Origin of the sequence: Streptomyces sp. NPDC056161, from assembly GCF_042268025.1 — a bacterium.
Classification (GTDB): domain Bacteria; phylum Actinomycetota; class Actinomycetes; order Streptomycetales; family Streptomycetaceae; genus Streptomyces.
This window is the reverse complement of record NZ_JBHJUV010000031.1, coordinates 46,736-69,479: the sequence shown is the minus strand read 5'-3', so window position 1 is coordinate 69,479 and position 22,744 is coordinate 46,736. Positions and strand designations below refer to the sequence as shown.

Sequence of the window (22,744 nt, the reverse complement as noted above, 5' to 3'; positions counted from 1 at the left end):
ATCCCATGGTCAGCGACGTAATCGAACGCGACGCACGTTTCCAGGGAATACTTGAACGCCTCAGCGCCAAGTCGATCGACGACTACTACAACCCGTACCGGATCTTCGAATGGCCGGACCGGCTGCCGGACGAGATGTGGTGGATGAGCCCCGAACTCACCACCACCCACGGCACCGAACTGGCCGCGAGTCTCCCGCCCGAGCAGTTGTACACGCTCTCCCGGTACGAGAGCGTCAACTTCTACAGCCTCAATGTGCACGGCATTCGAGAGCTTCTCATCGAGGTCGTGGGCCGCATTCACACCGCGGGTTTCGAAGCGCCCTCGGAGTTCTTCCACCACTTCATCGGTGAGGAGAACGAACACATGTGGTTCTTCGCGGAATTCTGCCTGCGGTACGGGAAGAAGATCTACCGCCAGCCGGCCGGTGCCGGTGCGACCGTGCCCTCCTCCAGGGTGGAGAGCCTGCTGGTCTTCGCCCGCATCATGATCTTCGAGGAGCTGGTCGACCACTACAACTCGACCATGGCGGTGGACGAGCGGCTGCACGAGACGATCCGGGGGATCAACCGCATCCACCACCAGGACGAGTCCCGGCACATCGCCTTCGGCCGCGAACTGGTGCACCTCCTCTTCGAGGACGTGAAGCGCACGGCGTCGGAGGAGGAACTGGCGGAGATCTCCGCCTACCTGCGCCGCTACATGACGCACAGCTTCGAGTCCCTCTACCACCCCCAGGTGTACCGCGACGCCGGCTTCGAGCGCCCGCACGAGATACGCCGGACCCTGCTGGACTCCCCGGCCAGGGCGCTGGCGGAGGAGCGCACGTTCCGCAAGACCAGCAAGTACCTCAAGAAGGTAGGGCTCCTGCGATGACCCGCCTCACGGGAAGCGCGGGCGCTCGGGCGCTGGCCATCCTCGGCCCGGACGAGACCCGACTGATCAGGGAACTCGACGCCGTCTTCGCCGGCTGGGGACAGGCGGCGGGCGCCGACGAGATCAGCCCGCCGCCGCTGTTCCCGGTGAGCGACCTGGAGAAGTTCGACGTCTACACGAACTTCCCGCACCTCGCCTGGGTCGCCGGCAACCTCGACCTGAGCGGCGGTCAGATCAAACCACAGGACGGCGCGTTCGGCCCGTCCGACGTCACCGGGGCCCGCTACGGCCTGCCGCACGCCACCTGCTACGGCGCCTACCTGTACCACGAGGGCGACCAGGTCCCGGACGACACCCTCGTCACCCTGGTCAACCGCTGCTTCCGCAACGAGGACCACTACGGCGGGCTGCGCCGGCTGGCCAGCTTCCAGATGCGTGAGATCGTCGCCCTCGGCTCCTACGAGCACACCCAGGACGTGCTCGCCCGCTTCACCGACCGCATCCTGGTCTTCGCCGACGCGCTCGACCTCGGACTGGACAAGACCGCGGCGTCCGACCCGTTCTTCCAGAACGACGGTGCCCGCGCGCTCATGCAGAAGCTCAGCCCGGTCAAGTACGAGTTCCAACGGGGCGACCTGGCCATCGCCTCGGTCAACACCCACCGCAACTTCTTCGGCGAGCGCTGCGGGATCCGTCTCGCGAGCGGCGAGCACGCCTTCACCTCCTGTGTCGCCTTCGGCCTGGAGCGCTGGCTCGCCGTGCTGAGCGAGCGCTACGAGGACGACCCGGTGGCCGCGCTCGCGGCCGTCCGCGCCGCGGCCGGGAGAGCCGCGGCATGACCCTGCCGAGCGGCGCCGTGACGCCCCGGATCGGTATCGACCTCGTACCGCTCGCGCGCGTCGCGGAACTGCTGAACCCGGACACCGGACCGGCCCTGCACCGGATGCTCTCGCCCGGCGAGCTGGCGGCCTCCCGCACTCCGGACGGCGCGGCCGACCCGGAGAGCATCGCCGGCCGGCTCGCCGCCAAGGAGGCCGTGTTCAAGGTGTTCTCCGCCGCCGGCCAGACCCTGCCCTGGCTCGGCATCGAGATCCTGCCCGGTCCGGGCGGCCGTCCGGACCTCAGGCTCAGCGGCCGGGCCGCCGAGCTCGCCGAGCGGGTCGGACTCGGTCCGATCGACGTGAGCATCAGCCACAGCGGGGGCTTCGCCGTCGCCGTGGCCGCCGCGGCGGTCGCCGGCCTGCCGGACCCAGCCCAGGCACCACGCCACCCCTGAAGGGAATCCCATGAGTTCCACAGGAATCGACAAGGTCCGGGACTGGATCCTCGGACGCCACGCCGACCGCACCGAACTCGCGGCCGACGTCAACATCATCGAGAACCGGCTGGTCGACTCGCTGTCCTTCGTCGAACTCGTCTATGTGATCGAGGACGCCAGCGGCGCCGAGATCGACTTCGACAACATCGACATCGAGGACTTCCAGTCGCTGGCGACCATCGAGAAGGCGTTCTTCGCCTGACGCCGAGAGAGGCCCGAACCATGCACGCAGTCTCGTACACGGCCCAGTGGATGGCCGCCGCCCGCGCCCTGGAGTCCGAGCGGGAGGACGCGCTCTACATCGACCCGCTCGCCCGCGAACTGGCGGCCCCCAAGGGCTTCGAACTGATCGACCGCTACGAGGGCGGCGGCCTGCTGCCGTTCATCTCGATCCGCACCAGATTCCTGGACGACGCCATCACCTCCGTGCTCGCCGACACCGAGGTCCGGCAGGTGGTGCTGATCGCCGCGGGAATGGACACCCGTGCCTTCCGCCTCGACTGGCCCGAGGACACCGCGGTCTTCGAGGTGGACCACGGGCCGCTGATCGAGGAGAAGCGCCGCCGCCTCGACCGGCTCGGCGCCCGGTCGGGAGCCGACCGGCGCGAGGTCTCCGCGGACCTCACCGGGGAGTGGCTGCCCGACCTGGAGCGGGCCGGGTTCGACCGCACGCGGCCCACCCTGTGGATCGCCGAGGCGCTGACCTTCTTCCTCACCGAGGAGCAGACGGCCGCACTGCTCCGGCTGCTGGCCTCCGCCTCGGCGCCCGGCAGCAGGCTCGCCTTCGACATCCTCGGCCGGGCCCTGCTGCGCAGCCCCTTCTCGAAGCCGTTCCTGGACAAGCTGGCCGCCGACGGCACGCCGTGGATCTTCGGCAGCGACGAGCCGGAGGAGTTCGTCCAGGCCCACGGCTGGAAGGTCACGGACCTCAAGGAACCCGGCCAGCCGGGCGTGGGCGAGGGCCGCTGGCCGTACGAGGTCCAGCCGAGGAACCGGCGGGGGGCCAACCGCCTCTGGCTGATCCAGGCCGAGGTCGCCGGCTGATGGGCGGACACACCACGCTGGAACGCATCGAGTCGTACCTGCCGGAGCGCAGCATCCGCATCGAGGAACTGGGCGACCACCTGGGGCTGCGCCGCGCGGAGCTGGGGGTCTTCCGCAAGTTCTACGGCCTTGACACGCTGCGCTTCGACCCGGACACCCACCTGTTCGACCTGCTGCGGTCGGCCGCCCGCCGGGCGCTCTCGGCACTGCCCGAGGGCGCCCGGGTGGCGTACCTGGTCTACGCCCACACCACGCAGGCGGTGGCGCCCGCCGACGTGGACGTGGCCCAGGTGGTCCGGGACGACCTCGGGCTGCCGGACACGGAGGCGTTCGGCCTCAGCCACCAGGCGTGTGTGAGCAGCCTGGGCGGGATCGACGTGGTCGGCGAGCTGCTGCGCGCGGAGGCCGAGGAAGGCGCGTACGCCCTGATGGTCACCGGTGAGCGCGCGTACTCGCCGATCGTCCAGCACGTGCCCAACACCGCGATCATGGCCGACGCGGCGGCGGCCTGTCTCGTCACCCTGGACGGCGCGGGCGACCGGGTGCGTTCCTTCGTCACGCGCACCCTGGGCGAGTACGCGAAGTGGCTGGAGCTCACGCCGGAGCAGAACACCGAGTTCGGCGAGCGCTACGGGGCCCGGATCGCCGAGGTCATCCACGAGGCCGTGGACCAGGCGGGTCTGACGTTCGCGGACATCGAGCTGGTCATCCCGCACAACGTCAACATGCTGGCGTGGCGGCAGACCATCAAGGTGCTCGACGTCCCGCGCGAGAAGGTCTTCCTGGACAACGTGCCCCGCTACAGCCACACCTTCGCCTCGGACGTCTTCGTCAACTACACGACGCTGCGCGACGAGGACCGGTTGGTCGACGGCGCGCACTACGTCATGGTCTCGGTCGGTCTCGGGGCCACCTTCGGGGCCATGGTGATCACCCACCGGAAGAGGGCGACTGCATGACGGACCGTCAGGTAGTCGTACGGGCCATCGAGAAGGCCCTGGGCGAGGTGCTGGAACGGGAGATCGCCGAACTGACCGAGGACACCCGGCTCTTCGACGACCTGCGCCTCGACTCCTCCTCCGTCCTCGAACTGCTCCTGCTGGTCGAGGACTCCACCGAGATCGCCGTCGATCCCGAGGATCTCGACATCGACCACCTGCGTACGGTGCGCTCCTTCGCCGACTACGTGGAATCCCTGCTGAACAGGGGGGAGGCAGACGCATGACGGGCCTTGTCGTCCAGGCCGCCGCGGCGGTCCGCGCACCGAAGGGGCGCGAGCCCGCCGACGACCCGGCCGTGCTGGGCTACTTCCAGGACCTGCTCAGGCCCTTCGGGGCCGAGCCGGACAAGGAACTGCTCCAGCGCGGCGCCCAGGTCCACCACCAGGACCTGGCCGATCTGCTGGCCGAGGCGGACGGTGTACGCGAGAGCCGCCCGCAGCTGCTCGTCGTCGCCCACGCCCTGCCGGACGTCGTACCGTTCACCGCGGTCGCGCCCTACCTCACGTCACGGCTGGGCGGCGAGGCCACCTGCTTCGCCATCGGGCAGCAGGGTCTGGCCGCGCCGTTCACCGCGCTGCGGATCGCCTCGGCGTACCGACGTGCCGGACGGGTGCGCGAGGTGGTGCTGGCGATCCTGGAGCAGACCACGTTGCCGACGTCGTTCCCGCTGGTGGAGGACGTGCCGCTGGCGGACTCGGCGGCGGCGCTGGTGCTCGGCGCCGGACCGGCGGACGGAGCCGGTCCGGCCGGCCCGGCGCTGGCCGGGGTGGCGGCGGGCGTCCCGCTGGACACGCTGCTGACCGCCGGGCCGGGACACCCCGGGCCGTCGGGCACCACGGACACGCTCGTGGTACTGGGCTCCTGGGTGACCCAGGACCCGCCGAAGGACGTGGCCGTGCACCGGGCGGCACCCGGCAGCTACTGCACCGGTGTCTGGCTGGAACTGGCCGAGAACTGGGTGGACTGGCGGGAGCGGTACGGGCGGATCGTGCTCAGCGACACGGATCCCCGCACGGGCCGCAGCCATCACGCGGTGTTCACCACCGGGCTCGCGCCGGAGCCCGCCGCGGACGGGGGGCGCTGACCCGTGTGGATCGGGGTGGACCTCCTGCGGGCGGGCGAGCTCGACCGGTTGCTCGGTCGGCGCTGGTTCCGTGAATTCACCTACGACCCGGCCGAGTTGGCGCAGGCGGAGGAATTCGGACCCGAACGCGCCCGCGAGTACCTGGTCGGGCGCTTCGCCGGAAAGGAATCGGTGCTGAAGGTGCTCGGCACGGGTTTCACCTCCGGCGTGAAACCCCGGCAGGTCGCGATCCTGCGGACACCGCTGGGCGCGCCGGAGGTCCATCTCACCGGGACGGCGGCGGCGCGGGCGCGGGAGCTGGGCGTCGCCGAGATCCGGGTGTCGATCACGCACAAGTCCGATCTGGCCATGGCGGTGGCCCTGGGCCTGCCCGCGGCCCGGCCCGGATGCACGTGTGAGGCGTCCGACTGATCCGGCGGATCCTCGGTTACCATGTATTCATAACCATCGTTAGATTCGTGAAGTCCTCATGGTTATGAATGGAAGGTGTCGGAGGTGTCTGAGGTGCTGATGGTGCTGAAGGCGCGGCGCGGGTGCCCGGCGGTGACCAGGGCCGACAGGCCGACGGCGGCCGGCGGCGGCGAGACCCCATGAGCGGCACCGCGCTGTTCCTCGCCGTCTTCCTGGCCTGCGCGGTGGAAGCCGTCGAGGCGCTCACCGTCGTCCTGGCCGCGGGCGTCACCCGCGGCTGGCGCTCGCCCCTGCTGGGTGTGGGTGCGGCGGTGCTCGCCCTGGCCGCCGTGGTGGCGCTGCTCGGGCCGGCCGTCGGGCGGATCCCGCTCGGCGCGATGCAGTTGGTGATCGGCGCGCTGCTGCTCGTCTTCGGGCTGCAATGGCTGCGCAAGGCGATCCTGCGGGCGTCGGGATTCAAGGCGCTCCACGACGAGGACAGGATCTACCGGGAGCAGGTCACGGCCGCCGCGACCGCCTCCCAGGAGAGCCGGGCCTTCGTCACCGACTGGTACGGCTTCACCCTGGCCTTCAAGGGCGTGCTCCTGGAGGGCCTGGAGGTCGCGTTCATCGTGGTCACCTTCGGCTCCGTGCAGGGCCGGATCGGCCTGGCCTCGCTCGGGGCGGCGGCGGCCGTGGTGCTGGTGGTCGCGGTCGGCCTGCTGGTCAGGGCGCCGCTGGCCAGGGTGCCCGAGAACACCATGAAGTTCGCGGTGGGGGTGCTGCTGACCGCCTTCGGCACCTTCTGGGGCGTGGAGGGCGCGGGCGCCGAATGGCCGGGCGCCGACGCGGCGTTGCTGGTCCTCGTGCCCGGCATCCTCGCCGTGTCCCTCGCCTACGTCGCCCTGCTGCGCCGTACCGGCGCCGCGGCCCGCTCGGAGCACGCCGGGGTGGCCTCATGAACCCGATCATGCGATTCCTGCGCTTCTGGTACGACTTCGTGGTCGGCGACGACTGGACCGTCGCGATCGGCGTGGTCCTGGCGCTCGCCGTCACCGCGCTGCTGGTCACCGGCCACGTCCCCGCCTGGTGGCTGGTCCCCGTCGCGGTGGTGGCGCTGCTGGGCGTGTCGCTGCGGCGGGCGGCCCGCCGCGCGTAGCGGCCGGCCGGAGCGGGGCGGCAGGCGGGCTCGGTCGGCCCGCCGCGGCGGTCAGCGGGTCTCGCCCTCCTCCAGATAGACCCGGGCCGCGTAGTCCTCCAGCACCTGCTCGCACCGCTTCAGCGCCGCCTCCACCTCCGCACGGCCGGACGCCGACAGCAGGTCACGCTTGCGTACCTTGGCGAACCAGTTCCTGAGCTTGGTGAGGTCCTCGTCGTTCTCCTCAAGCTCGGCATAGGTGAAGTGGTCGGCCCGGTACTCCTTCTCGACCTGTTGCAGGAAGTCCTGGCACCGGTCGACGATCTCCTCGTACTCGTCGTCCCGGGCGGCGTTGAACGCGGTGACCACGTCGCTCTCCCCGGCGAGCGCCTCCGTCGCGAACAACTGGGCCGTGCCCCCCATGTCGATGATCTCCTTGCGCAGCACGCGCAGCGCACGCTCGGCGGCGACGGTCCGGGGGAAGGTCGCCACCGAGTTCTGCAGGTAGATGGCGCCCAGGCCCTTGATGCGGCGCCACACCGCGGCCCGCAGCCGGGTCGGCTCGCTCGGCACCCGGTAGACCAGCGTCAGCCACTGCCGCGGCCGGCCGTCCCCTTCGCCGCCGACGGGTTCCCCTTCCTGCGCCGAAGCCGTCGACACCACCGTGCACCTCCCGCTCTGCCCGCCCGACGCAGCCACCCTACGGGGACCGGGCCGGCGCCGTCGCACGCGGACCTTCCGGCCGGTCGGCGAGCCGTCCGACCTCGGGCGATCGGCGCGGCACCCGGCGGCGGAGGCCGGCCGTGCGCGGCCCGCAGAGCCGCCCGAGGTGCCGGTCCCGCAGGGCCGGGCTAGGCTGGGGAGCGAGCCGCAAAACAGGGCACGCCCCGGGCCGTTGAAGTTCCCATGACGAGGAATTCCGGCCGTAGACCCGGGCCATGTGCAACCGAGTGGCCCGACCTGGCGGCGTCGGTTCTGAGACGTGCTTTGTCACATTCAATGCGGTGAAGCCAGAGACCGCCCCGTACGTTCTTCGTTCTGCGGTGGCGGCCATCCACTCGCCCCCCCGCACGGGAGGGCGAGACGATGGAGAGAAAGGCATTCCCATGCGAGCACAACGCGCGAGGCGTCTCCTCGCGGTCTCCGCTGCCGGTGTTCTGATGGCCGGTGGCGCCGCGTTCGGCGCGGCGGGCACCGCCTCGGCGGCCCCGTCACACGTCGGTTCCGGATACTCGCACTCGCTGAGCGGATTCGGTGACCACGGCGGTGGCGGCGGCGGCGGTCACGGTGGCGGCGGCGGTCACGGTGGCGGAGGCCACGGTGGTGGCGGTCACGGTGGTGGCGGTCACGGTGGCGGAGGCCACGGTGGTGGCGGTCATGGCGGCGGCGGCCACGGTGGTGGCGGCCACGGTGGTGGCGGACGCTGACCGGACGCAGACACCGGACACACACATAGTGCGATGTGCGGCTCCGTCAGCGGGGCCGCACGTCGCGACTCGACGGGACCGGCCGATCAGGCCGGTCCCGTCGGCATTCGACGATGTTCACCGACGGCCGCCCGGCACTGTCCCCTCTCTCTCTCCGTATCCGTGAACCGCGGTGACCGCGCTGCGGCTTCCGCGCGGTTCGGCGAGGGCAGCGGCCCGGAACACCGCCCCGGATCGGGGCCCGGAACACCGCCCCGGATCGGGGCCCGGAACACCGCCCCGGATCGGGGCCCGGAACACCGCCCCGGCCGCGGCGACTTCAGCTTGAGGGACTTGAACCTCGGGACCGGGCCTTCGGCGACCGGGGCCGCCTGTCGCGGCTCGTCCGAGTCACCGGTCCGTCCGTCGGCCGCGCTGAGTCAGCCCCGTTGCCGACGGATCAGCGGGCTCAGCGCGCTCAGGGTGGGCTGCCCGGACCGCACCGCGGGGCCGTGCCGGTGGCGCCTTCGGCCGGCTGTCGCCGGCCGGTGCGGGAGGCGAGTGGGTGCTGGACGGAGTCGGCGGGCGCGGGCCAGACGGTGATGGCCTCGGGGGGCAGGTGGATCCGGCAGCCGTCGGTGGTCGCGGAGTTGTCCTGTGGAGTGACGGTGATGCTCATTTCGTGTCCGTCGGCCAGCAGGGCGCGGATCTCGGTGACGGGGCCCAGGTGCACGGTGTCGATGATGGTCGCGGGGTGGCCGCCGGTGTCGGTGAGTTGGATGTCCTCGGGGCGGATGCACCAGGCGACGGGCGTGCCGGCGGGGAGGCCGGTGGCGGGCACGGTGAGGTGGGCGCCGTCGATTTCGAGGGTGTGAGGGCCGGTGAGGCGGCCCGTGTGGAGGTTGCGGATACCGAGCAGGCGTGCGGCCTCCGGGGTGGCGGGGTGGGCGAAGACCTCGCGCTGGTCTCCGGCCTGGAGGAGCCGGCCGTGGGCGAGGATGAGTATGTCCTCGGCGAGGAGGGCCGCGTCCTGGGGGTCGTGGGTGATGATCACGGTGGTGGGGGCGATGCCTTGCTGGAGGCGGCGCAGTTCCCAGCGCAGTTCGTCGCGGACGAGGGTGTCCAGGCCGGTGAACGGCTCGTCGAGCAGGAGAAGGCGGGGGTCGCGGGCGAGGGCGCGGGCCAGGGCGACGCGTCGGCGCTGGCCCCCGGAGAGCTGGTGGGGCAGGCGGTGCTGGAGACCGTCGAGGTCGAGCCTGCGCAGCCAGTAGGCGGCCAGGGCGGGGTCGGTGTCGACACCGAAGGTGATCTGCTGCCAGACCGCGAGGTGCGGGATGAGGCTGACGTCCTGGGGGACGTAGCCGACGCCCCGGTGCTCCGGAGGCAGTGCGGTGAGGTCGTCGTCGTCGAGTCGGACGTATCCCTCGTCGGGGCGGATGAGACCGGCCACCAGACGCAGGGTCAGCGACTTGCCGGCGCCGGAGGGACCGAGGATGGCCAGGTGGCGCCCGCGGGCCGTGTGGGCGACCCGCAGGTGGAAGCTGCCCGACCGGGCGCGCAGGTCGAAGGCGAGGCGGGGGCTGGTCCGGGCGCGCGGGGCGCGGGGCGCGGGTGGTGCGGTGCGGCGGCGGTGGGGCAGCCGCAGGTGTGCGGTGCAGTGATTGACGGCGAGGACGGCCACGGCGGCGGCGAGGCTCACGGCGACGGGCAGCAACGTGGCGGCCAGCCCGGTACTGCCGAACTGGACGTAGGTGTAGACCGGCAGCGAGTAGGGGTGGTACGCGAGGACGACGGTGGCGCCGAACTCGCCGAAGGCACGCAGCCATGCCAGGAGCAGGCCGGCCTGGATGCCGGGGGCGGCACCGGGCAGGGCGACGCGGACGAAGCGGGACAGCCGTCCGTGGCCCAGGGTGGCGGAGACGTCGGCCAGATCGGGGTCGAGGGCGGCGAAGGCCGAACGGGCGGCGATGATGAGGAAGGGGGCCGCCACGAAGACCTGGGCCAGCACGATCCCCGCCGCGTGATCGGTGAGCCGACCGCCGAACAGCCGTCCGAGCGGGGCGTACGGACCGACGATGTACAGCATCAGGATGCCGCTCATCAGCGGTGGCAGGGCCAAGGGGAGCTGCACCGCCATCCCCAGCAGGGCGGCGGTACGGCCGTGGGCCTGGGCGAGGAGATAGGCCAGGGGCACACCGAGGACGGTGATGACCGCGGTGGCGATCGTCGCCGTCTCCAAGGAGACGATCAACGCGTCCCCGACACCGGGCGCGGTCAGCGCACCACGCGGAGCGCCCGCCGCCCACGTGACGAAGGCGCCCAGCGGGGCCAGCAGATACAGCAGGAGGAGAGCGGCGAGCCAGGGCAGCGGCGTGCCCAGGAAGCGGACACGACCGCGACCCTGCTCCACCGGTCGCGGACTCACCCCGTCTCCTTCCTCGGGCGCCTCAGCCGTTCGTGGTCGGCTCCTCCTTCCTCGGGCTTCCTCGGGCTTCCTCGGGCTTCCTCGGGCTTCCTCGGGCGTTCGCCGTCAGCCGGCCGTCTTCGCCGGCAGGTCGGAACGCAGTTCCGCGGGGACGGCCGCGGCGTTGCCGGAGACGGTGGGCGCGGAGAGGGTCACGCTGTGCGCGGTGAGACCGGCCCTGCCCTGGTCACCCAGCAGGTAGTGCACGAAGGCGGTGGCTCCCGCCGGGTTGGCCGCGCGGTTGAGGACCGTGACCGTGAAGTGGGCGGCGACCTTCACCGCGCCGAGGTCGACGGTGGGCAGGTGCTGCTCGGTCGCTTCGTTGCTGTAGTAGAAGGCGGCGTCCAGCTGTCCCGATTGCAGCCGCCCGTCGAGTTCCTGTTCCGGGAAGACCTGGGAGGACTTCTCGACCGAGGAGACCAGGCCGGGCTCCTTGTGGATACGGGACGCCTGCTGGAGGGCCTGTACGGACAGCTCTCCCTTGGGGTCGAGCTTGGGATCGGTCCGGCCCAGCCGGAAGCCCGGCTCGGTGATCACCTGGTACCAGGGTTTCGTCTTCAGCGCGTCGGCGAACGCGCTGTGCGGGTTGTAGGCGATCTTCACCGGTGCACTGCCGAACGTGGCGTACCACGACACCCAGTCACCGCCTGCCGTGCCCTCCAGGGAGTTGTTGACCTTGGGGTCGGCGCTGACGAAGACATCGGCCTGGCGCACCTTGCTCTTGATCTGGTGGGCGAGTTCGGTGGAGCCCCCGCCGACTCCCCGGTACTGGTAGCCCGTGGCAGCGCTGAACTTCGGGCCGAGATCATGCTCCATGAAGTTCTGGAGCGAACCGCAGTACAGCACCTGTACGGTGCCGTGCCCCCCGTCGGCGGTGTTCGCCCCCCGCGCGGCTGCCGTGGCGTCGGCTCCGCTGCCAACGGCGACCAGGGCCGCGGCCGCTGCCAGCGCGCCCAGCACCTGCACCCGCGTCCGTGTCCGCGTCCGACGGCGAGTCGACCTTGTCGTATGCATGTGCGTTCACCCTTCCGCTCACTGCGGAGCACGGGTACGCACCAGCGGCCACCTGCACGGATCGAGCCAACGGTGAACCGTGGCGGCACTCGCGTGCCGCTGCGCCGCCCAACGGCCACGGATCACGCCAGGTACGCGCTCGTGCACTGATCCGGGACGGCCGCCGGCGTCGCGGCCCGCGCCGCCCCGGGCATCTTCACGTGAGAAGTGCCTTGCCCCCTGCGGCCCCAGAACGAGTCGTACGGGGAGAAAACAGCACAAAAGCATCCTAACCGGCGGGACAGCTGCGGTGCGTGCCGATGCCTGTGACCTGCGGGGCCTGGTGGACAGGCCGCCGCAGGTCACACAGGTACTGCGGGACCGGCTGTGGCCGGGAGGGAAACGCACGCGCCGGCCAGGGCCCGTCCCCCTAGCACTCGATGATGTTCACCGCGAGCCCGCCGCGCGCCGTCTCCTTGTACTTGACCGACATGTCCGCGCCGGTGTCCTTCATGGTCTTGATGACCTTGTCGAGGGAGACCAGGTGGGAGCCGTCGCCGCGCATGGCCATGCGGGCCGCGGTGACCGCCTTGACGGCGGCCATGCCGTTGCGTTCGATGCAGGGGATCTGGACCAGGCCGCCGACCGGGTCGCAGGTGAGGCCGAGGTTGTGCTCCATGCCGATCTCGGCGGCGTTCTCGACCTGTTCGGGGCTGCCGCCCAGTACCTCCGCGAGGGCGCCCGCCGCCATGGCGCAGGCGGAGCCGACCTCGCCCTGGCAGCCGACCTCGGCACCGGAGATGGAGGCGTTCTCCTTGAACAGCATGCCGATCGCGCCGGCCGCGAGGAGGAAGCGGACCACGCCGTCCTCGTCGGCGCCCGGCACGAAGTCGAGGTAGTAGCGCAGCACCGCCGGGATGATGCCGGCCGCGCCGTTCGTCGGGGCGGTCACCACCCGCCCGCCGGCCGCGTTCTCCTCGTTCACCGCCATCGCGTAGAGCGTGATCCACTCCATCGCGTGCGCGAGCGGGTCGCCCTCGGCGCGCAGTTGACGGGCCGACACGGCGGCCCTGCGCCGCACCTTCAGGCCGCCCGGCAGGATCCCCTCGCGGGACAGACCGCGCGCCACGCACTCGCGCATCACCTGCCAGATCTCCAGCAGGCCCGCGCGGATCTCCTCCTCGGTGCGCCAGGCGCGCTCGTTCTCCAGCATCAGGGAGGAGATGGACAGGCCCGTCTCCTTCGTCAGGCGCAGCAACTCGTCGCCCGTGCGGAAGGGGTACTTGAGGATCGTGTCGTCCAGCTTGATCCGGTCCGCGCCGACCGCGTCCTCGTCGACGACGAAGCCGCCGCCCACCGAGTAGTAGGTCTTGGTGAGCACGTCGCCGCCCTGCCCGTCGTACGCCCACAGGGTCATGCCGTTGGCGTGGTACGGCAGGGCCTTGCGGCGGTGCAGGACCAGGTCCGCGTCGGCGTCGAACGCGATCTCGTGCTCGCCGAGCAGCAGCAGCCGGCCCGACTCCCGGATGTCCGCCACCCGCTGGTCGGCGCCGGACACGTCCACCGTCCGGGGCGCGGCGCCCTCCAGTCCGAGCAGCACCGCCTTCGGCGTGCCGTGGCCGTGGCCCGTGGCGCCCAGCGAGCCGTACAGCTCGACGCGTACGGACGCCACGGAGTCCAGCACACCCTCGTTGCGCAGGCGCGCGGCGAACATGCGGGCCGCGCGCATCGGGCCGACCGTGTGGGAGCTGGACGGGCCGATGCCGATCGAGAACAGGTCGAAGACGGAGATGGCCACGGTGACTCCTCCATGCGGGATGGTGCGTGACGGGGTGCCGCGGCGCGGAACGTGCGTGCGCGGCACCCCGTGCGGCGGGACTACTTGCCCAGGCCGGGGTAGAGCGGGTGCTTCTCGGCCAGGGCCTGCACGCGTGCCGCCAGGGCGGACGCGTCGTACGACGGCTTCAGCGCCAGGGCGATGACGTCCGCGACCTCGGTGAAGTCCTCGGCCGTGAAGCCGCGGGTGGCGAGGGCGGGCGTGCCGATGCGCAGGCCCGAGGTGACCATCGGCGGGCGAGGGTCGTTCGGGACGGCGTTGCGGTTGACCGTGATGCCGATCTCGTGGAGGCGGTCCTCCGCCTGCTGTCCGTCCAGTTCGGACGCGCGCAGGTCGACCAGGATCAGATGGACGTCCGTGCCGCCGGACAGCACGTTCACGCCGGCCTCACGGGCGTCCGGCGCGGTCAGCCGCTCGGCGAGGATCCGGGCGCCGTCCACCGTACGGCGCTGGCGCTCCTTGAACCCGTCCGAGGCCGCGATCTTGAAGGAGACCGCCTTGGCCGCGATCACATGCTCCAGCGGGCCGCCCTGGAAGCCCGGGAACACCGACGAGTTCAGCTTCTTCGCGAAGTCCTTCTTCGCGAGGATGATGCCGCCGCGCGGGCCGCCCAGCGTCTTGTGGGTGGTGGAGGTGACCACGTCGGCGTACGGCACCGGGTTGGGGTGCAGGCCCGCGGCGACCAGCCCGGCGAAGTGGGCCATGTCCACCCACAGGTACGCCTCGACCTCGTCGGCGATCCGCCGGAACCCGGCGAAGTCCAGCTGCCGCGGGTACGCGGACCAGCCCGCGATGATCACCTTCGGGCGGTGCTCCTTGGCCAGCCGCTCCACCTCGGCCATGTCGACCAGACCGGCCTCGTCGACGTGGTAGGCGACCACGTCGAACTGCTTGCCGGAGAAGTTCAGCCGCATGCCGTGGGTGAGGTGGCCGCCGTGCGCCAGGTCCAGGCCGAGGATCGTGTCGCCGGGCTGGGCCAGCGCGAACAGCGCGGCCTGGTTGGCGGAGGCGCCCGAGTGGGGCTGCACATTGGCGTACTCGGCGCCGAACAGCTCCTTGACCCGGTCGATGGCGATCTGCTCGGTCACGTCGACGTGCTCGCAGCCGCCGTAGTAGCGGCGGCCCGGGTAGCCCTCGGCGTACTTGTTGGTGAGGACCGAGCCCTGCGCCTCCATCACCGCGAGGGGCGCGAAGTTCTCGGAGGCGATCATTTCGAGGGTGGACTGCTGGCGGTGCAGCTCGGCGTCGACCGCGGCGGCCACGTCCGGGTCCAGCTCGTGCAGGGGTGTGTTCATCAGCGACATGGGGCCAGGACTCCTCAGCCGGTGGTGAAGGTGGCGTACTCGGTGGCGGAGAGCAGGTCGGCCGGCTCCTCGGCGACGCGCACCCGGAACAGCCAGCCGCCCTCGAAGGGGGCCGAGTTCACCAGTGACGGGTCGTCGACGACGTCCTGGTTGATCTCGGTGACCTCGCCGGTGACGGGCGAGTACAGGTCGGACACCGACTTGGTCGACTCCAGTTCGCCGCAGGTCTCGCCCGCGGTCACAGCGGCGCCGACCTCCGGGAGCTGGACGAACACCACATCACCGAGCGAGTTCGCCGCGAACTCCGTGATGCCGACCGTCGAGACGCCGTCCGCGGCGGCCGACAGCCACTCGTGCTCCTTGCTGTAGCGCAGTTGCTGGGGGTTGCTCATGGCTTGAATTCTCCTGTACGCGGGGGAGTGCTGATGACGGGGGGACGGGGGAAGGCGCAGGTGGACGGGGTGGTGTGCCCGGCATCACAGCGAACCGGGGCACTACTTCTGCCGCCGGTAGAAGGGGAGCGCCACGACCTCGTACGGCTCGTGGTTGCCGCGGATGTCCACGCCGACGCCCGCCGTGCCCGGCGCCGCGTGCGCCGCGTCGACGTAGGCCATGGCGATGGGCCGGCCCAGGGTGGGGGAGGGGGCACCCGAGGTGACCTCGCCGATCACCGCGCCGCCCGCGACCACCGGGTACCCGGCGCGCGGCACCCGGCGGCCCTCGGCGACCAGGCCGACCAGCACCCGCGGCGGGTTCTGCTCGGCCCGCCCGGCCGCCGCCAGCAGCGCCTCGCGCCCGACGAAGTCGCCCTCCTTGCCGAACTTCACCACCCGGCCGAGCCCGGCGTCGAACGGTGTGAGCGAGGTCGACAGCTCGTGCCCATACAGCGGCATGCCCGCCTCAAGGCGCAGCGTGTCCCGGCAGGACAGCCCGCACGGGACCAGCCCGGCCGGGGCGCCCGCCTCGGTCAGCGCCTGCCAGAGCTTCTCCGCGTCGCCCGGCGCCACGAACAACTCGAAGCCGTCCTCGCCGGTGTAGCCGGTACGGGCGATCAGCGCGGGCACCCCGGCGACGGTGCCGGGCAGGCCCGCGTAGTACTTCAGGCCGTCCAGGTCGGCATCGGTCAGGGAAGCCAGGATGCCGGGGGACTCGGGGCCCTGGACGGCGATCAGGGCGTAGGCGTCGCGGTCGTCGCGGACCTGCGCGTCGAAGCCCGCGGACCGTTCCACCAGCGCGTCGAGCACCACCTGGGCGTTGCCGGCGTTCGCGACGACCAGGTACTCGTGCTCGGCCAGCCGGTAGACGATCAGGTCGTCCAGGATGCCGCCGTCGGCCCGGCAGATCATGGTGTACCGGGCCCGGCCGGTCCTGACGGCGCCGATGTCGCCGACCAGCGCGTGATCCAGCAGCGCGGCGGCCTGCGGGCCGGTCACGGTGATCTCACCCATGTGCGAGAGGTCGAAAAGCCCCGCCCGGCTCCGCACGGCGAGGTGCTCGTCCCGCTCGGAGCCGTAGCGCAGCGGCATGTCCCAGCCGGCGAAGTCGGTCATCGTCGCACCGAGCGAGCGGTGCAGGGCGTCCAGCGCGGTACGCCGTGGACGAGGGGATTCGGTGCTGCTCATCGGTCGGTCGTCTCCCAGGGCGATGGGGGTCGCCCGCGCGGGCGGGGCCGAACGCGGGCAGGGCGGGGAAGGTCCTCCCCATCTGTCATCGGAACCTGAGAGGTTCGCCATGACCGGCGGCGTACACAACGTCGTACGGCGGTCACGGCTTGCACCTTGGGTGGAGCCACCGGACAGCGGCCCGCTTTTCAGATGTGCCTCGCCCACGCGGTGACGGTGCCTGAGAGATTCAAGGGAGGGACTTGCTCCTTCGGCGTCCCAGCAGGGCTGCTGGGAACTCTCCCGCGCGGATTCAAGCGGCCGGTATGCAGTTGGCGGGCTCATCATTGCACGCCTCGCCGCCGCACGGCAGACCGGATCCGTGACCGGTCTGTGGCAGAACGCGCACGGCACGGTGAGGCACCGCGCATTACCTTCTCTTTACACTTGGCGGGGATGGGGATGTCCAGACCCCAAGGGGAGGACGATCACGGTGAACAGGACCACGGCGTACGCCACGACCACGGGTCTCGCGCTGCCCGGGAAGCCCGCGGGCCGATCCGTCGGACGGCGCGCGGAGCGGCCCGCGCCGGTCGTCCGCGACCTGCGCGAGCGGTCCGGCCGCAGCCCACGCGCCCTGCACTTCGGCCGCCACGACCTGGCCGTGGTCACGGGCCTGCCCGGCAGCGGCAAGTCGACCCTGATGGATCGGACGGTCCAGGGCGTGGGAGCCGTCAGGATCGACTCCCAGGACACCCGGGACCGCTGGGAGGCCCGGATCCCGCGCTTCCTCCCGTACGCGCTCTACCGCCCCCTCGTCCGCCTCGCCCACTACGCCGCGCTGCGCCGCGCCCTGCGCACCGGCGAGGGCGTCGTGGTGCACGACTGCGGCACCCAGTCCTGGGTGCGCGGCTGGCTGGCCCGCGAGGCCCGCCGCCGCGGCGGCACACTGCACCTGATCCTGCTCGACGTCCCGCCCGCCACGGCCCGCGACGGCCAGCGCGACCGCGGCCGGGGCGTCTCCCGTTACGCCTTCCTGCGCCACCGCAGGGCCGCCGCCCGGCTGCTGCGCGCGGTGGAGCGGGGCGAGCCGCCCGCGGGCTGCGGTTCGGCGGTGCTGCTCGACCGGGACGCCGCGGACGTGCTGCACCGGATCGGCTTCGCAGGGTGAGGGCCTGTCACCGGTACCCGTTAGCCTTTCCAGCCACAGCAGTGTTTTCCAGCAGGCGGTAGGCAGATGGACTTCCCGGCGGACTTCCCAGCGGATTTTCCGGCACAGGCACACCCCCACCCGCACGGCGGATGGCCAGGCAACGAACTGGAGGAGGTGCTCTCCGCCTCCCTCGGCGTGCCGTCGGCAGGCGGCCGGATCGTCGAGGTCCTGGGCCGCAGCTTCTTCTGGATCCCGCTGCCGGAGGGCGGCGGCCCGGACAGCGGCCCCCTCGACCTGCCGACGGTGGACATCGAGGGCCAGGCGTACGTCCCGGTCTTCAGCTCCGAGGAACAGTTCCGCCAGGTCGTCGGCGCCCACCTGGCGTACACCGTCGCGCCCGCCGTGGAGTTCGCCCGCGGCCTGCCCCCGCAGGTCGGCATCGCCGTCAACGCGGGCGGGGTGGTCGGCCTCCCGCTCCCGCCGGAAGCGGTGGCCGAACTGTGCCGCGCGGACCGCACCGCGCTGGACGGCCCGACGAGCGGCGGCCGGGTCCGGCTGTTCGAGCCGGACTGGCAGGACGACCCGGTCGACTTCCTGTCCGCCGCCTCCGCCGAGTTCGCGGCGACCGGCGTGATCCGCACGGCCCGCCGCTGCCTCGCGGCCGTCGAGACGGCGGACCCGGTGCTGTTCGTCGGCGTCGAACTCGCCCAGTGGGAGGGCGATCTGCGGGAACTGCCGCTGGCCGCCCTGGGCCGGGCGCTGGCGCAGGTCCCGGTGCGGTGGCCGGTCAACCTGGTCCTGCTGGACGTCGCCGAGGACCCGGTGGGCGACTGGCTCAGGGGCCATGTGCGGCCCTTCTACCAGCACGGCCAGTAGGCAGCGCCGCGCCGGCCGGGCGGGGACGGCCGCCGGCGGGCCGCGTCGCCCGCGAACAAGGAGCCCCGGGCCACCGGACGCTTAAGCTGTCTCCCGAACGCGGGGTAGTCGAAGAAGAGGCGGTAAGTCAGGTGAGCGCGAGCCTCAGCGGCAGCGTCGAGCACACGCTGCGCCAGGTCACGCCCGGGCGTTACGACGCCTACGAGGCGCTCCTGCGCGCGCTCGCGACCCCCGGTTCCGGCCAGGTCTGGATGCTCCTGTGGCACGGTCAGGCGGGCTCCCCCGACGCCCAGTACGGAACCATGGAGGTCGACGGCTACGGCTACGCCCCGTGCGTCACCTCCGCCCAGGAGCTGTCCGCAAGTGGCTGGAACCGCTCGTACGAGGTGGTCGACGGGCTCGACGCGGCCCGCACCCTCTACCCGGACCACTACGGCATCTGGCTCAACCCGCACGCCCCGGGCGGCGGTGTCGGCATCCCCTGGCTCGATCTGCGCCGCATCGCCACGGGCCTGGACCGTCAGCCGGCCGGCCCGCTGAGGCTGTCGGAACCCGGCATCGAGATCCCGCAGTTCTACGCCCTGCTGGCGCAGAACGCCCACCGCACCCCGGTGGTCCGCTCGCTGCGCCGCGCCTGGGTGCAGCCGGCCCTCGGCGCGCCCTACCTGGCCATCGGGCTGGACGTGTACGACACTTCGCCGCCCGCGGTGGACTCGGTGCGGGCGATGATGCAGCAGTCGATCGGCGCGGTACCGGACGGGCTGCCGGTGTCGACCGTGGCGATGACCGACGAGCACGATCCGGTCGTCATGTGGATGCGGGCCGGCGCCCGCCCCTTCTACGACCGTGAGGCGCACGCCGCCCCGCCGCAGGCCCCCGCGGGCGGGTACGGCTATCCGCCGCTCCAGGGCCGGTACTGACCGGTTACCGCCGCTCGGCGGACGCGACCGGCGGCGGACCTGAGCCGGTGACGGACAGTATGCACGAGGATCGCTGACAAGACGTCAATAAGAGATCTTCGCGTGTAGAGCGGACCGGAAAGACAACAGCTGTCCGTTTAGTGCAACTTCTCCTCGTCCGACCCCCGTTACCCACTGTCCGGATAACGGAACCTTGCAGACAGCATCACGTTTGCGCATCCTTTCGCCGCCAAGTCTGGCAACAGATCGCCGATGCGTTGAAGACTCCGGCACCAAGGGGCCTGCCGCCCCTATGTGTACGACGGACTGAATCATGCCGCCACCGCGGCAAGTGCGGCCCGGCTACCGCCGGTTGAGAGGGGTCCCTGCCAGATGACGGCACCATTGCACGAGCCGACCGCGGAAGCGGCCCCTAGTGCGGCCGAGGAAGCGGCGGTTGTCAGCGCTGACGCGAAGGCCGTACAGGGACGCTCTTTGGGGCGGATCGCCTGGGAACGCCTGAAGCGGGACAAGCTCGCCCTGACGGGTGGCATCGTTGTCCTCGCGCTCATCGTGATCGCCCTGCTCGCGCCCGTGATCTCGAATCTCGTCGGGCAGGACCCCGACGTCTACCACGAGAACCTGATCGACCCTCTGTTCGGCACGCCCACCGGTTCGTTGGGCGGCATCAGCGGGGACCACCTGCTGGGCGTCGAGCCGGTCAACGGCCGCGACATCTTCGCCCGCATCCTCTACGGCGCCCGGATCTCGCTGCTGGTCGGCTTCCTGTCGGCGGTCGTGGCCGTGATCCTCGGTACCGTCCTGGGCATCCTCGCGGGCTTCTTCGGCGGCTGGGTCGACTCCGTCATCAGCCGGGTCATGGACGGCCTGCTGGCCTTCCCGCAGCTGCTGTTCATCATCGCCCTCGTCTCCGTCATGCCGAACAACATGCTGGGGCTGACCGGCACGAGCGTGCGCGTGTTCGTGATGATCCTGGTCATCGGCTTCTTCGGCTGGCCCTACATCGGACGCGTGGTGCGCGGCCAGACGCTGTCCCTGCGCGAGCGGGAGTACGTCGAGGCCGCCCGATCGCTGGGCGCCGGGCGGCTGTACATCCTCTTCAAGGAGCTGCTGCCCAACCTTGTCGCGCCCATCATCGTGTACACGACGATGATGATCCCCACCAACATCCTCACCGAGGCGGCACTCAGCTTCCTGGGCGTGGGCGTCAAGCCGCCCACGGCTTCCTGGGGGCAGATGCTTTCGAGCGCGATCGACTACTACGACTCGGACCCCATGTACATGGTGGTTCCGGGTGTGGCGATCTTCATCACCGTTCTTGCCTTCAACCTCTTCGGCGACGGCGTGCGTGACGCGCTGGACCCGAAGGGCTCCCGCTGAACTGCCGTACCCCAAGCGACCCGTGGCTCCAACACGGGATCTCTCATCAAATCCGGAGGATCCGAGATCGTGACTACCCAACGCGCCTCAGGGCGGCGCAAGCAGGCACTGGCCGCCGTCGCCGCGGTCGCCGCGCTGCTGACCACGGCGGCGTGCGGCGGCGGCAGCGGTGACAAAGGCTCGAAGGACGGCGCCGCGGGCTTCGACGCCGCGAACAACAAGATCGCCCAGGCTTCCCTGGCCAAGAAGGGCGGCACGCTGAAGTTCGGTGCCGCCCAGGACGCCGACTCCTGGGACACCACCCGCGGCTACTACGGCTTCATGTGGGACTTCTCCCGCTACTACAGCCGCCAGCTCGTCACGAACGCGCCGGCCGCGGGCAAGGAAGGCGCCAAGCTGGCCCCGGACCTCGCCACCGGTCTCGCCAAGATCAGCGATGACGGCAAGACCTACACCTACACCCTGCGCGACGGCAGCACGTGGGAAGACGGCAAGCCGATCACCTCGAAGGACGTCAAGTACGGCATCGAGCGCGTGTGGGCACAGGACGTGCTCTCCGGCGGCCCGACGTACCTTCAGGAGGTGCTCGACCCCAAGGGTGAGTACAAGGGTCCCTACAAGGACAAGTCCGCGGACAAGCTGGGCCTGAAGGCGATAGACACCCCGGACGACAAGACCATCGTCTTCCACCTGCCGAAGGCCAACTCGGACTTCGAGGAGATGCTGGCCCTGACGTCGGCCTCCCCGGTCCGCCAGGACAAGGACACCAAGTCCAAGTACGCGCTGCACCCGTTCTCCTCGGGCCCGTACAAGTTCGCGTCCTACAACCCCGGCAAGGACCTCACCCTGGTCCGCAACACCGAGTGGAAGCAGGCGGCGGACCCGATCCGCAAGGCGTACCCGGACAAGATCACGGTTCAGTTCTTCTCCAACGCCAACGACCTCGACCAGCGCCTGATCAGCGGTGACCTGGATCTGGACCTGAACCAGACCGGCATGTCGCCGCAGGGTCGCACCGAGGCCCTGAAGCAGCACAAGGAGAACCTGGACAACCCGGTCTCCGGCTACATCCGCTACGCGGTCTTCCCGCAGAGCGTGAAGCCGTTCGACAACATCCACTGCCGCATGGCCGTCATCTACGGCGCCGACCACGTGTCGCTCCAGACCGCCCGTGGCGGCCCGGTCGCCGGTGGCGACATCGGCACCAACATGCTGCCTCCGTCGGTGGCCGGCGCCGAGGGCCAGAAGTACGACCCGTACGGCCTGTCCGGTGCCAACAAGACCGGCAACGCCGCCAAGGCCAAGGAAGAGCTGAAGGCCTGCGGCAAGCCGAACGGCTTCAAGACCACGATGGCCGTCCGCAACAACAAGCCGGTCGAGGTGGCCACCGCCCAGTCGCTCCAGGCGTCGCTGAAGAAGATCGGCATCGACGTCGAGATCGACCAGTTCGACGGCTCGCAGACCACCGGCATCATCGGCAGCCCCTCGAACGTGCAGAAGAAGGGCTACGGCATCATCATCATGGGCTGGGGCCCGGACTTCCCGTCCGTGCAGGGCTTCGGTCTGCCGCTGTGGGACAGCAGCTACATCCACGAGAGCGGCAACAACAACTACGCCCTGATCGACGACAAGTCCATCGACGGTCTGTTCGACCAGTACACGACCACGCTGGACGAGGCGGGCAAGACCCAGATCGCCACGCAGATCAACCACAAGGTCATGGAGGGCGCCTACTACCTGCCCTTCACCTTCGAGAAGTTCATCAACTGGCGCTCCAGCAACCTGGCGAACGTCTACACCACCGACGGCTACAGCGGTATGTACGACTTCGTCAACCTCAGTCTGAAGAACCCGAAGTAACCCGGCACACCCGCCGAACGGCACGAAAGGCAGGTGAAGGCCGGCGACGCGTGATCGCGGGACGCCCGGGACACCTCCCCGCTCATGAGGCGGTGGGGGC

24 protein-coding genes and 1 riboswitch are annotated in these 22,744 nt (G+C 70.9%); of the genes, 16 read left to right on the top strand and 8 right to left on the bottom strand.

Annotation, left to right across the window (positions count from 1 at the left end; genetic code table 11):
- Positions 1-5: 5 nt before the first annotated feature.
- From ACFC09_RS26865 to ACFC09_RS26815, 11 genes are all read left to right on the top strand, one after another.
- Positions 6-875 (top strand): diiron oxygenase, encoded by an 870-nt coding sequence (locus tag ACFC09_RS26865; RefSeq protein ID WP_376532873.1) that lies wholly within the window; start codon positions 6-8, stop codon positions 873-875.
- A complete protein-coding gene (locus ACFC09_RS26860) occupies positions 872-1,714 on the top strand; it encodes a hypothetical protein (RefSeq protein ID WP_376532871.1) in 843 nt (280 codons plus the stop codon). The genes ACFC09_RS26865 and ACFC09_RS26860 overlap by 4 nt, the downstream gene beginning before the upstream one ends.
- Positions 1,711-2,151, top strand: coding sequence for a holo-ACP synthase (locus ACFC09_RS26855; protein ID WP_376532869.1), 441 nt, complete (start codon positions 1,711-1,713; stop codon positions 2,149-2,151). Before ACFC09_RS26860 ends, ACFC09_RS26855 begins: the two co-directional genes overlap by 4 nt.
- 10 nt (positions 2,152-2,161) lie before the next feature.
- Positions 2,162-2,395, top strand: coding sequence for an acyl carrier protein (locus tag ACFC09_RS26850; protein ID WP_376532867.1), 234 nt, complete (start codon positions 2,162-2,164; stop codon positions 2,393-2,395).
- Positions 2,396-2,415: 20 nt separating this feature from the next.
- Complete coding sequence (locus ACFC09_RS26845; protein WP_376532865.1) at positions 2,416-3,237, top strand: SAM-dependent methyltransferase; 822 nt, start codon at positions 2,416-2,418, stop codon at positions 3,235-3,237.
- Positions 3,237-4,196 carry a 3-oxoacyl-[acyl-carrier-protein] synthase III C-terminal domain-containing protein gene (locus ACFC09_RS26840; protein ID WP_376532863.1) on the top strand — a complete coding sequence of 320 codons (960 nt, stop codon included), beginning with the start codon at positions 3,237-3,239 and terminating at the stop codon, positions 4,194-4,196. Before ACFC09_RS26845 ends, ACFC09_RS26840 begins: the two co-directional genes overlap by 1 nt.
- On the top strand, positions 4,193-4,462 hold the full coding sequence (locus ACFC09_RS26835) for a phosphopantetheine-binding protein (RefSeq protein WP_376532861.1): 270 nt from the start codon (positions 4,193-4,195) through the stop codon (positions 4,460-4,462). Before ACFC09_RS26840 ends, ACFC09_RS26835 begins: the two co-directional genes overlap by 4 nt.
- Complete coding sequence (locus ACFC09_RS26830) at positions 4,459-5,322, top strand: hypothetical protein (protein ID WP_376532859.1); 864 nt, start codon at positions 4,459-4,461, stop codon at positions 5,320-5,322. The genes ACFC09_RS26835 and ACFC09_RS26830 overlap by 4 nt, the downstream gene beginning before the upstream one ends.
- Before the next feature lie 3 nt (positions 5,323-5,325).
- Positions 5,326-5,733: a holo-ACP synthase gene (locus ACFC09_RS26825; protein ID WP_376532857.1), complete on the top strand. Its 408-nt coding sequence runs from the start codon at positions 5,326-5,328 to the stop codon at positions 5,731-5,733.
- Positions 5,734-5,912: 179 nt separating this feature from the next.
- A complete protein-coding gene (locus ACFC09_RS26820; RefSeq protein WP_376532855.1) occupies positions 5,913-6,674 on the top strand; it encodes a COG4280 domain-containing protein in 762 nt (253 codons plus the stop codon).
- Complete coding sequence (locus tag ACFC09_RS26815) at positions 6,671-6,871, top strand: hypothetical protein (RefSeq protein ID WP_376532853.1); 201 nt, start codon at positions 6,671-6,673, stop codon at positions 6,869-6,871. The genes ACFC09_RS26820 and ACFC09_RS26815 overlap by 4 nt, the downstream gene beginning before the upstream one ends.
- Before the next feature lie 51 nt (positions 6,872-6,922).
- Here the strand turns inward: ACFC09_RS26815 and ACFC09_RS26810 are convergent, their stop codons facing one another.
- The 8 genes from ACFC09_RS26810 to gcvT form a co-directional block, all read right to left on the bottom strand.
- Positions 6,923-7,510, bottom strand: a complete 588-nt coding sequence (locus ACFC09_RS26810) for a Chromate resistance protein ChrB (RefSeq protein ID WP_376532851.1) — start codon at positions 7,508-7,510, stop codon at positions 6,923-6,925.
- Positions 7,511-8,061: 551 nt separating this feature from the next.
- The gene (locus ACFC09_RS26805; protein WP_376532849.1) at positions 8,062-8,259 is read right to left on the bottom strand and encodes a hypothetical protein; all 198 of its coding nucleotides are present in this window, start codon (positions 8,257-8,259) and stop codon (positions 8,062-8,064) included.
- A gap of 475 nt (positions 8,260-8,734) precedes the next feature.
- On the bottom strand, positions 8,735-10,681 hold the full coding sequence (locus ACFC09_RS26800; RefSeq protein ID WP_376532847.1) for an ATP-binding cassette domain-containing protein: 1,947 nt from the start codon (positions 10,679-10,681) through the stop codon (positions 8,735-8,737).
- A gap of 105 nt (positions 10,682-10,786) precedes the next feature.
- The gene (locus tag ACFC09_RS26795; protein WP_376532845.1) at positions 10,787-11,686 is read right to left on the bottom strand and encodes an extracellular solute-binding protein; all 900 of its coding nucleotides are present in this window, start codon (positions 11,684-11,686) and stop codon (positions 10,787-10,789) included.
- Between the two features lie 457 nt (positions 11,687-12,143).
- Entirely contained in the window at positions 12,144-13,511 is a 1,368-nt protein-coding gene (locus ACFC09_RS26790) for an L-serine ammonia-lyase (RefSeq protein ID WP_376532843.1), read from the bottom strand.
- 80 nt (positions 13,512-13,591) lie between these two features.
- Positions 13,592-14,854 (bottom strand): serine hydroxymethyltransferase, encoded by a 1,263-nt coding sequence (glyA, locus tag ACFC09_RS26785; RefSeq protein ID WP_376532841.1) that lies wholly within the window; start codon positions 14,852-14,854, stop codon positions 13,592-13,594.
- 14 nt (positions 14,855-14,868) lie between these two features.
- Positions 14,869-15,246, bottom strand: coding sequence for a glycine cleavage system protein GcvH (gene gcvH, locus ACFC09_RS26780; RefSeq protein WP_376532839.1), 378 nt, complete (start codon positions 15,244-15,246; stop codon positions 14,869-14,871).
- 102 nt (positions 15,247-15,348) lie between these two features.
- Positions 15,349-16,476: a glycine cleavage system aminomethyltransferase GcvT gene (gene gcvT, locus ACFC09_RS26775; RefSeq protein WP_376532837.1), complete on the bottom strand. Its 1,128-nt coding sequence runs from the start codon at positions 16,474-16,476 to the stop codon at positions 15,349-15,351.
- 198 nt (positions 16,477-16,674) lie between these two features.
- Positions 16,675-16,771: riboswitch (glycine riboswitch) on the bottom strand.
- Between the two features lie 177 nt (positions 16,772-16,948).
- On the opposite strand from gcvT, the gene ACFC09_RS26770 reads away from it, so the two are divergent.
- From ACFC09_RS26770 to ACFC09_RS26750, 5 genes are all read left to right on the top strand, one after another.
- The gene (locus ACFC09_RS26770) at positions 16,949-17,626 is read left to right on the top strand and encodes an AAA family ATPase (RefSeq protein ID WP_376532835.1); all 678 of its coding nucleotides are present in this window, start codon (positions 16,949-16,951) and stop codon (positions 17,624-17,626) included.
- Positions 17,627-17,692: 66 nt separating this feature from the next.
- Entirely contained in the window at positions 17,693-18,484 is a 792-nt protein-coding gene (locus ACFC09_RS26765) for an enhanced serine sensitivity protein SseB (protein WP_376532833.1), read from the top strand.
- Positions 18,485-18,615: 131 nt separating this feature from the next.
- Entirely contained in the window at positions 18,616-19,404 is a 789-nt protein-coding gene (locus ACFC09_RS26760) for an enhanced serine sensitivity protein SseB C-terminal domain-containing protein (RefSeq protein WP_376532831.1), read from the top strand.
- A gap of 372 nt (positions 19,405-19,776) precedes the next feature.
- The gene (locus tag ACFC09_RS26755) at positions 19,777-20,784 is read left to right on the top strand and encodes an ABC transporter permease (protein WP_376532829.1); all 1,008 of its coding nucleotides are present in this window, start codon (positions 19,777-19,779) and stop codon (positions 20,782-20,784) included.
- Between the two features lie 69 nt (positions 20,785-20,853).
- A complete protein-coding gene (locus ACFC09_RS26750) occupies positions 20,854-22,644 on the top strand; it encodes an ABC transporter substrate-binding protein (protein WP_376532827.1) in 1,791 nt (596 codons plus the stop codon).
- Positions 22,645-22,744 lie beyond the last annotated feature (100 nt).

Excerpts from the sequence above, each read along its gene's own strand:
- ACFC09_RS26865 (WP_376532873.1), top strand. The coding sequence starts at position 6 with ATGGTCAGCGACGTAATCGAACGCGACGCACGTTTCCAGGGAATACTT.
- ACFC09_RS26860 (WP_376532871.1), top strand. The coding sequence starts at position 872 with ATGACCCGCCTCACGGGAAGCGCGGGCGCTCGGGCGCTGGCCATCCTC.
- ACFC09_RS26855 (WP_376532869.1), top strand. The coding sequence starts at position 1,711 with ATGACCCTGCCGAGCGGCGCCGTGACGCCCCGGATCGGTATCGACCTC.
- ACFC09_RS26850 (WP_376532867.1), top strand. The coding sequence starts at position 2,162 with ATGAGTTCCACAGGAATCGACAAGGTCCGGGACTGGATCCTCGGACGC.
- ACFC09_RS26845 (WP_376532865.1), top strand. The coding sequence starts at position 2,416 with ATGCACGCAGTCTCGTACACGGCCCAGTGGATGGCCGCCGCCCGCGCC.
- ACFC09_RS26840 (WP_376532863.1), top strand. The coding sequence starts at position 3,237 with ATGGGCGGACACACCACGCTGGAACGCATCGAGTCGTACCTGCCGGAG.
- ACFC09_RS26835 (WP_376532861.1), top strand. The coding sequence starts at position 4,193 with ATGACGGACCGTCAGGTAGTCGTACGGGCCATCGAGAAGGCCCTGGGC.
- ACFC09_RS26830 (WP_376532859.1), top strand. The coding sequence starts at position 4,459 with ATGACGGGCCTTGTCGTCCAGGCCGCCGCGGCGGTCCGCGCACCGAAG.
- ACFC09_RS26820 (WP_376532855.1), top strand. The coding sequence starts at position 5,913 with ATGAGCGGCACCGCGCTGTTCCTCGCCGTCTTCCTGGCCTGCGCGGTG.
- ACFC09_RS26815 (WP_376532853.1), top strand. The coding sequence starts at position 6,671 with ATGAACCCGATCATGCGATTCCTGCGCTTCTGGTACGACTTCGTGGTC.
- glyA (WP_376532841.1), bottom strand. The coding sequence starts at position 14,854 with ATGTCGCTGATGAACACACCCCTGCACGAGCTGGACCCGGACGTGGCC.
- gcvH (WP_376532839.1), bottom strand. The coding sequence starts at position 15,246 with ATGAGCAACCCCCAGCAACTGCGCTACAGCAAGGAGCACGAGTGGCTG.
- gcvT (WP_376532837.1), bottom strand. The coding sequence starts at position 16,476 with ATGAGCAGCACCGAATCCCCTCGTCCACGGCGTACCGCGCTGGACGCC.
- ACFC09_RS26765 (WP_376532833.1), top strand. The coding sequence starts at position 17,693 with ATGGACTTCCCGGCGGACTTCCCAGCGGATTTTCCGGCACAGGCACAC.
- ACFC09_RS26755 (WP_376532829.1), top strand. The coding sequence starts at position 19,777 with ATGACGGCACCATTGCACGAGCCGACCGCGGAAGCGGCCCCTAGTGCG.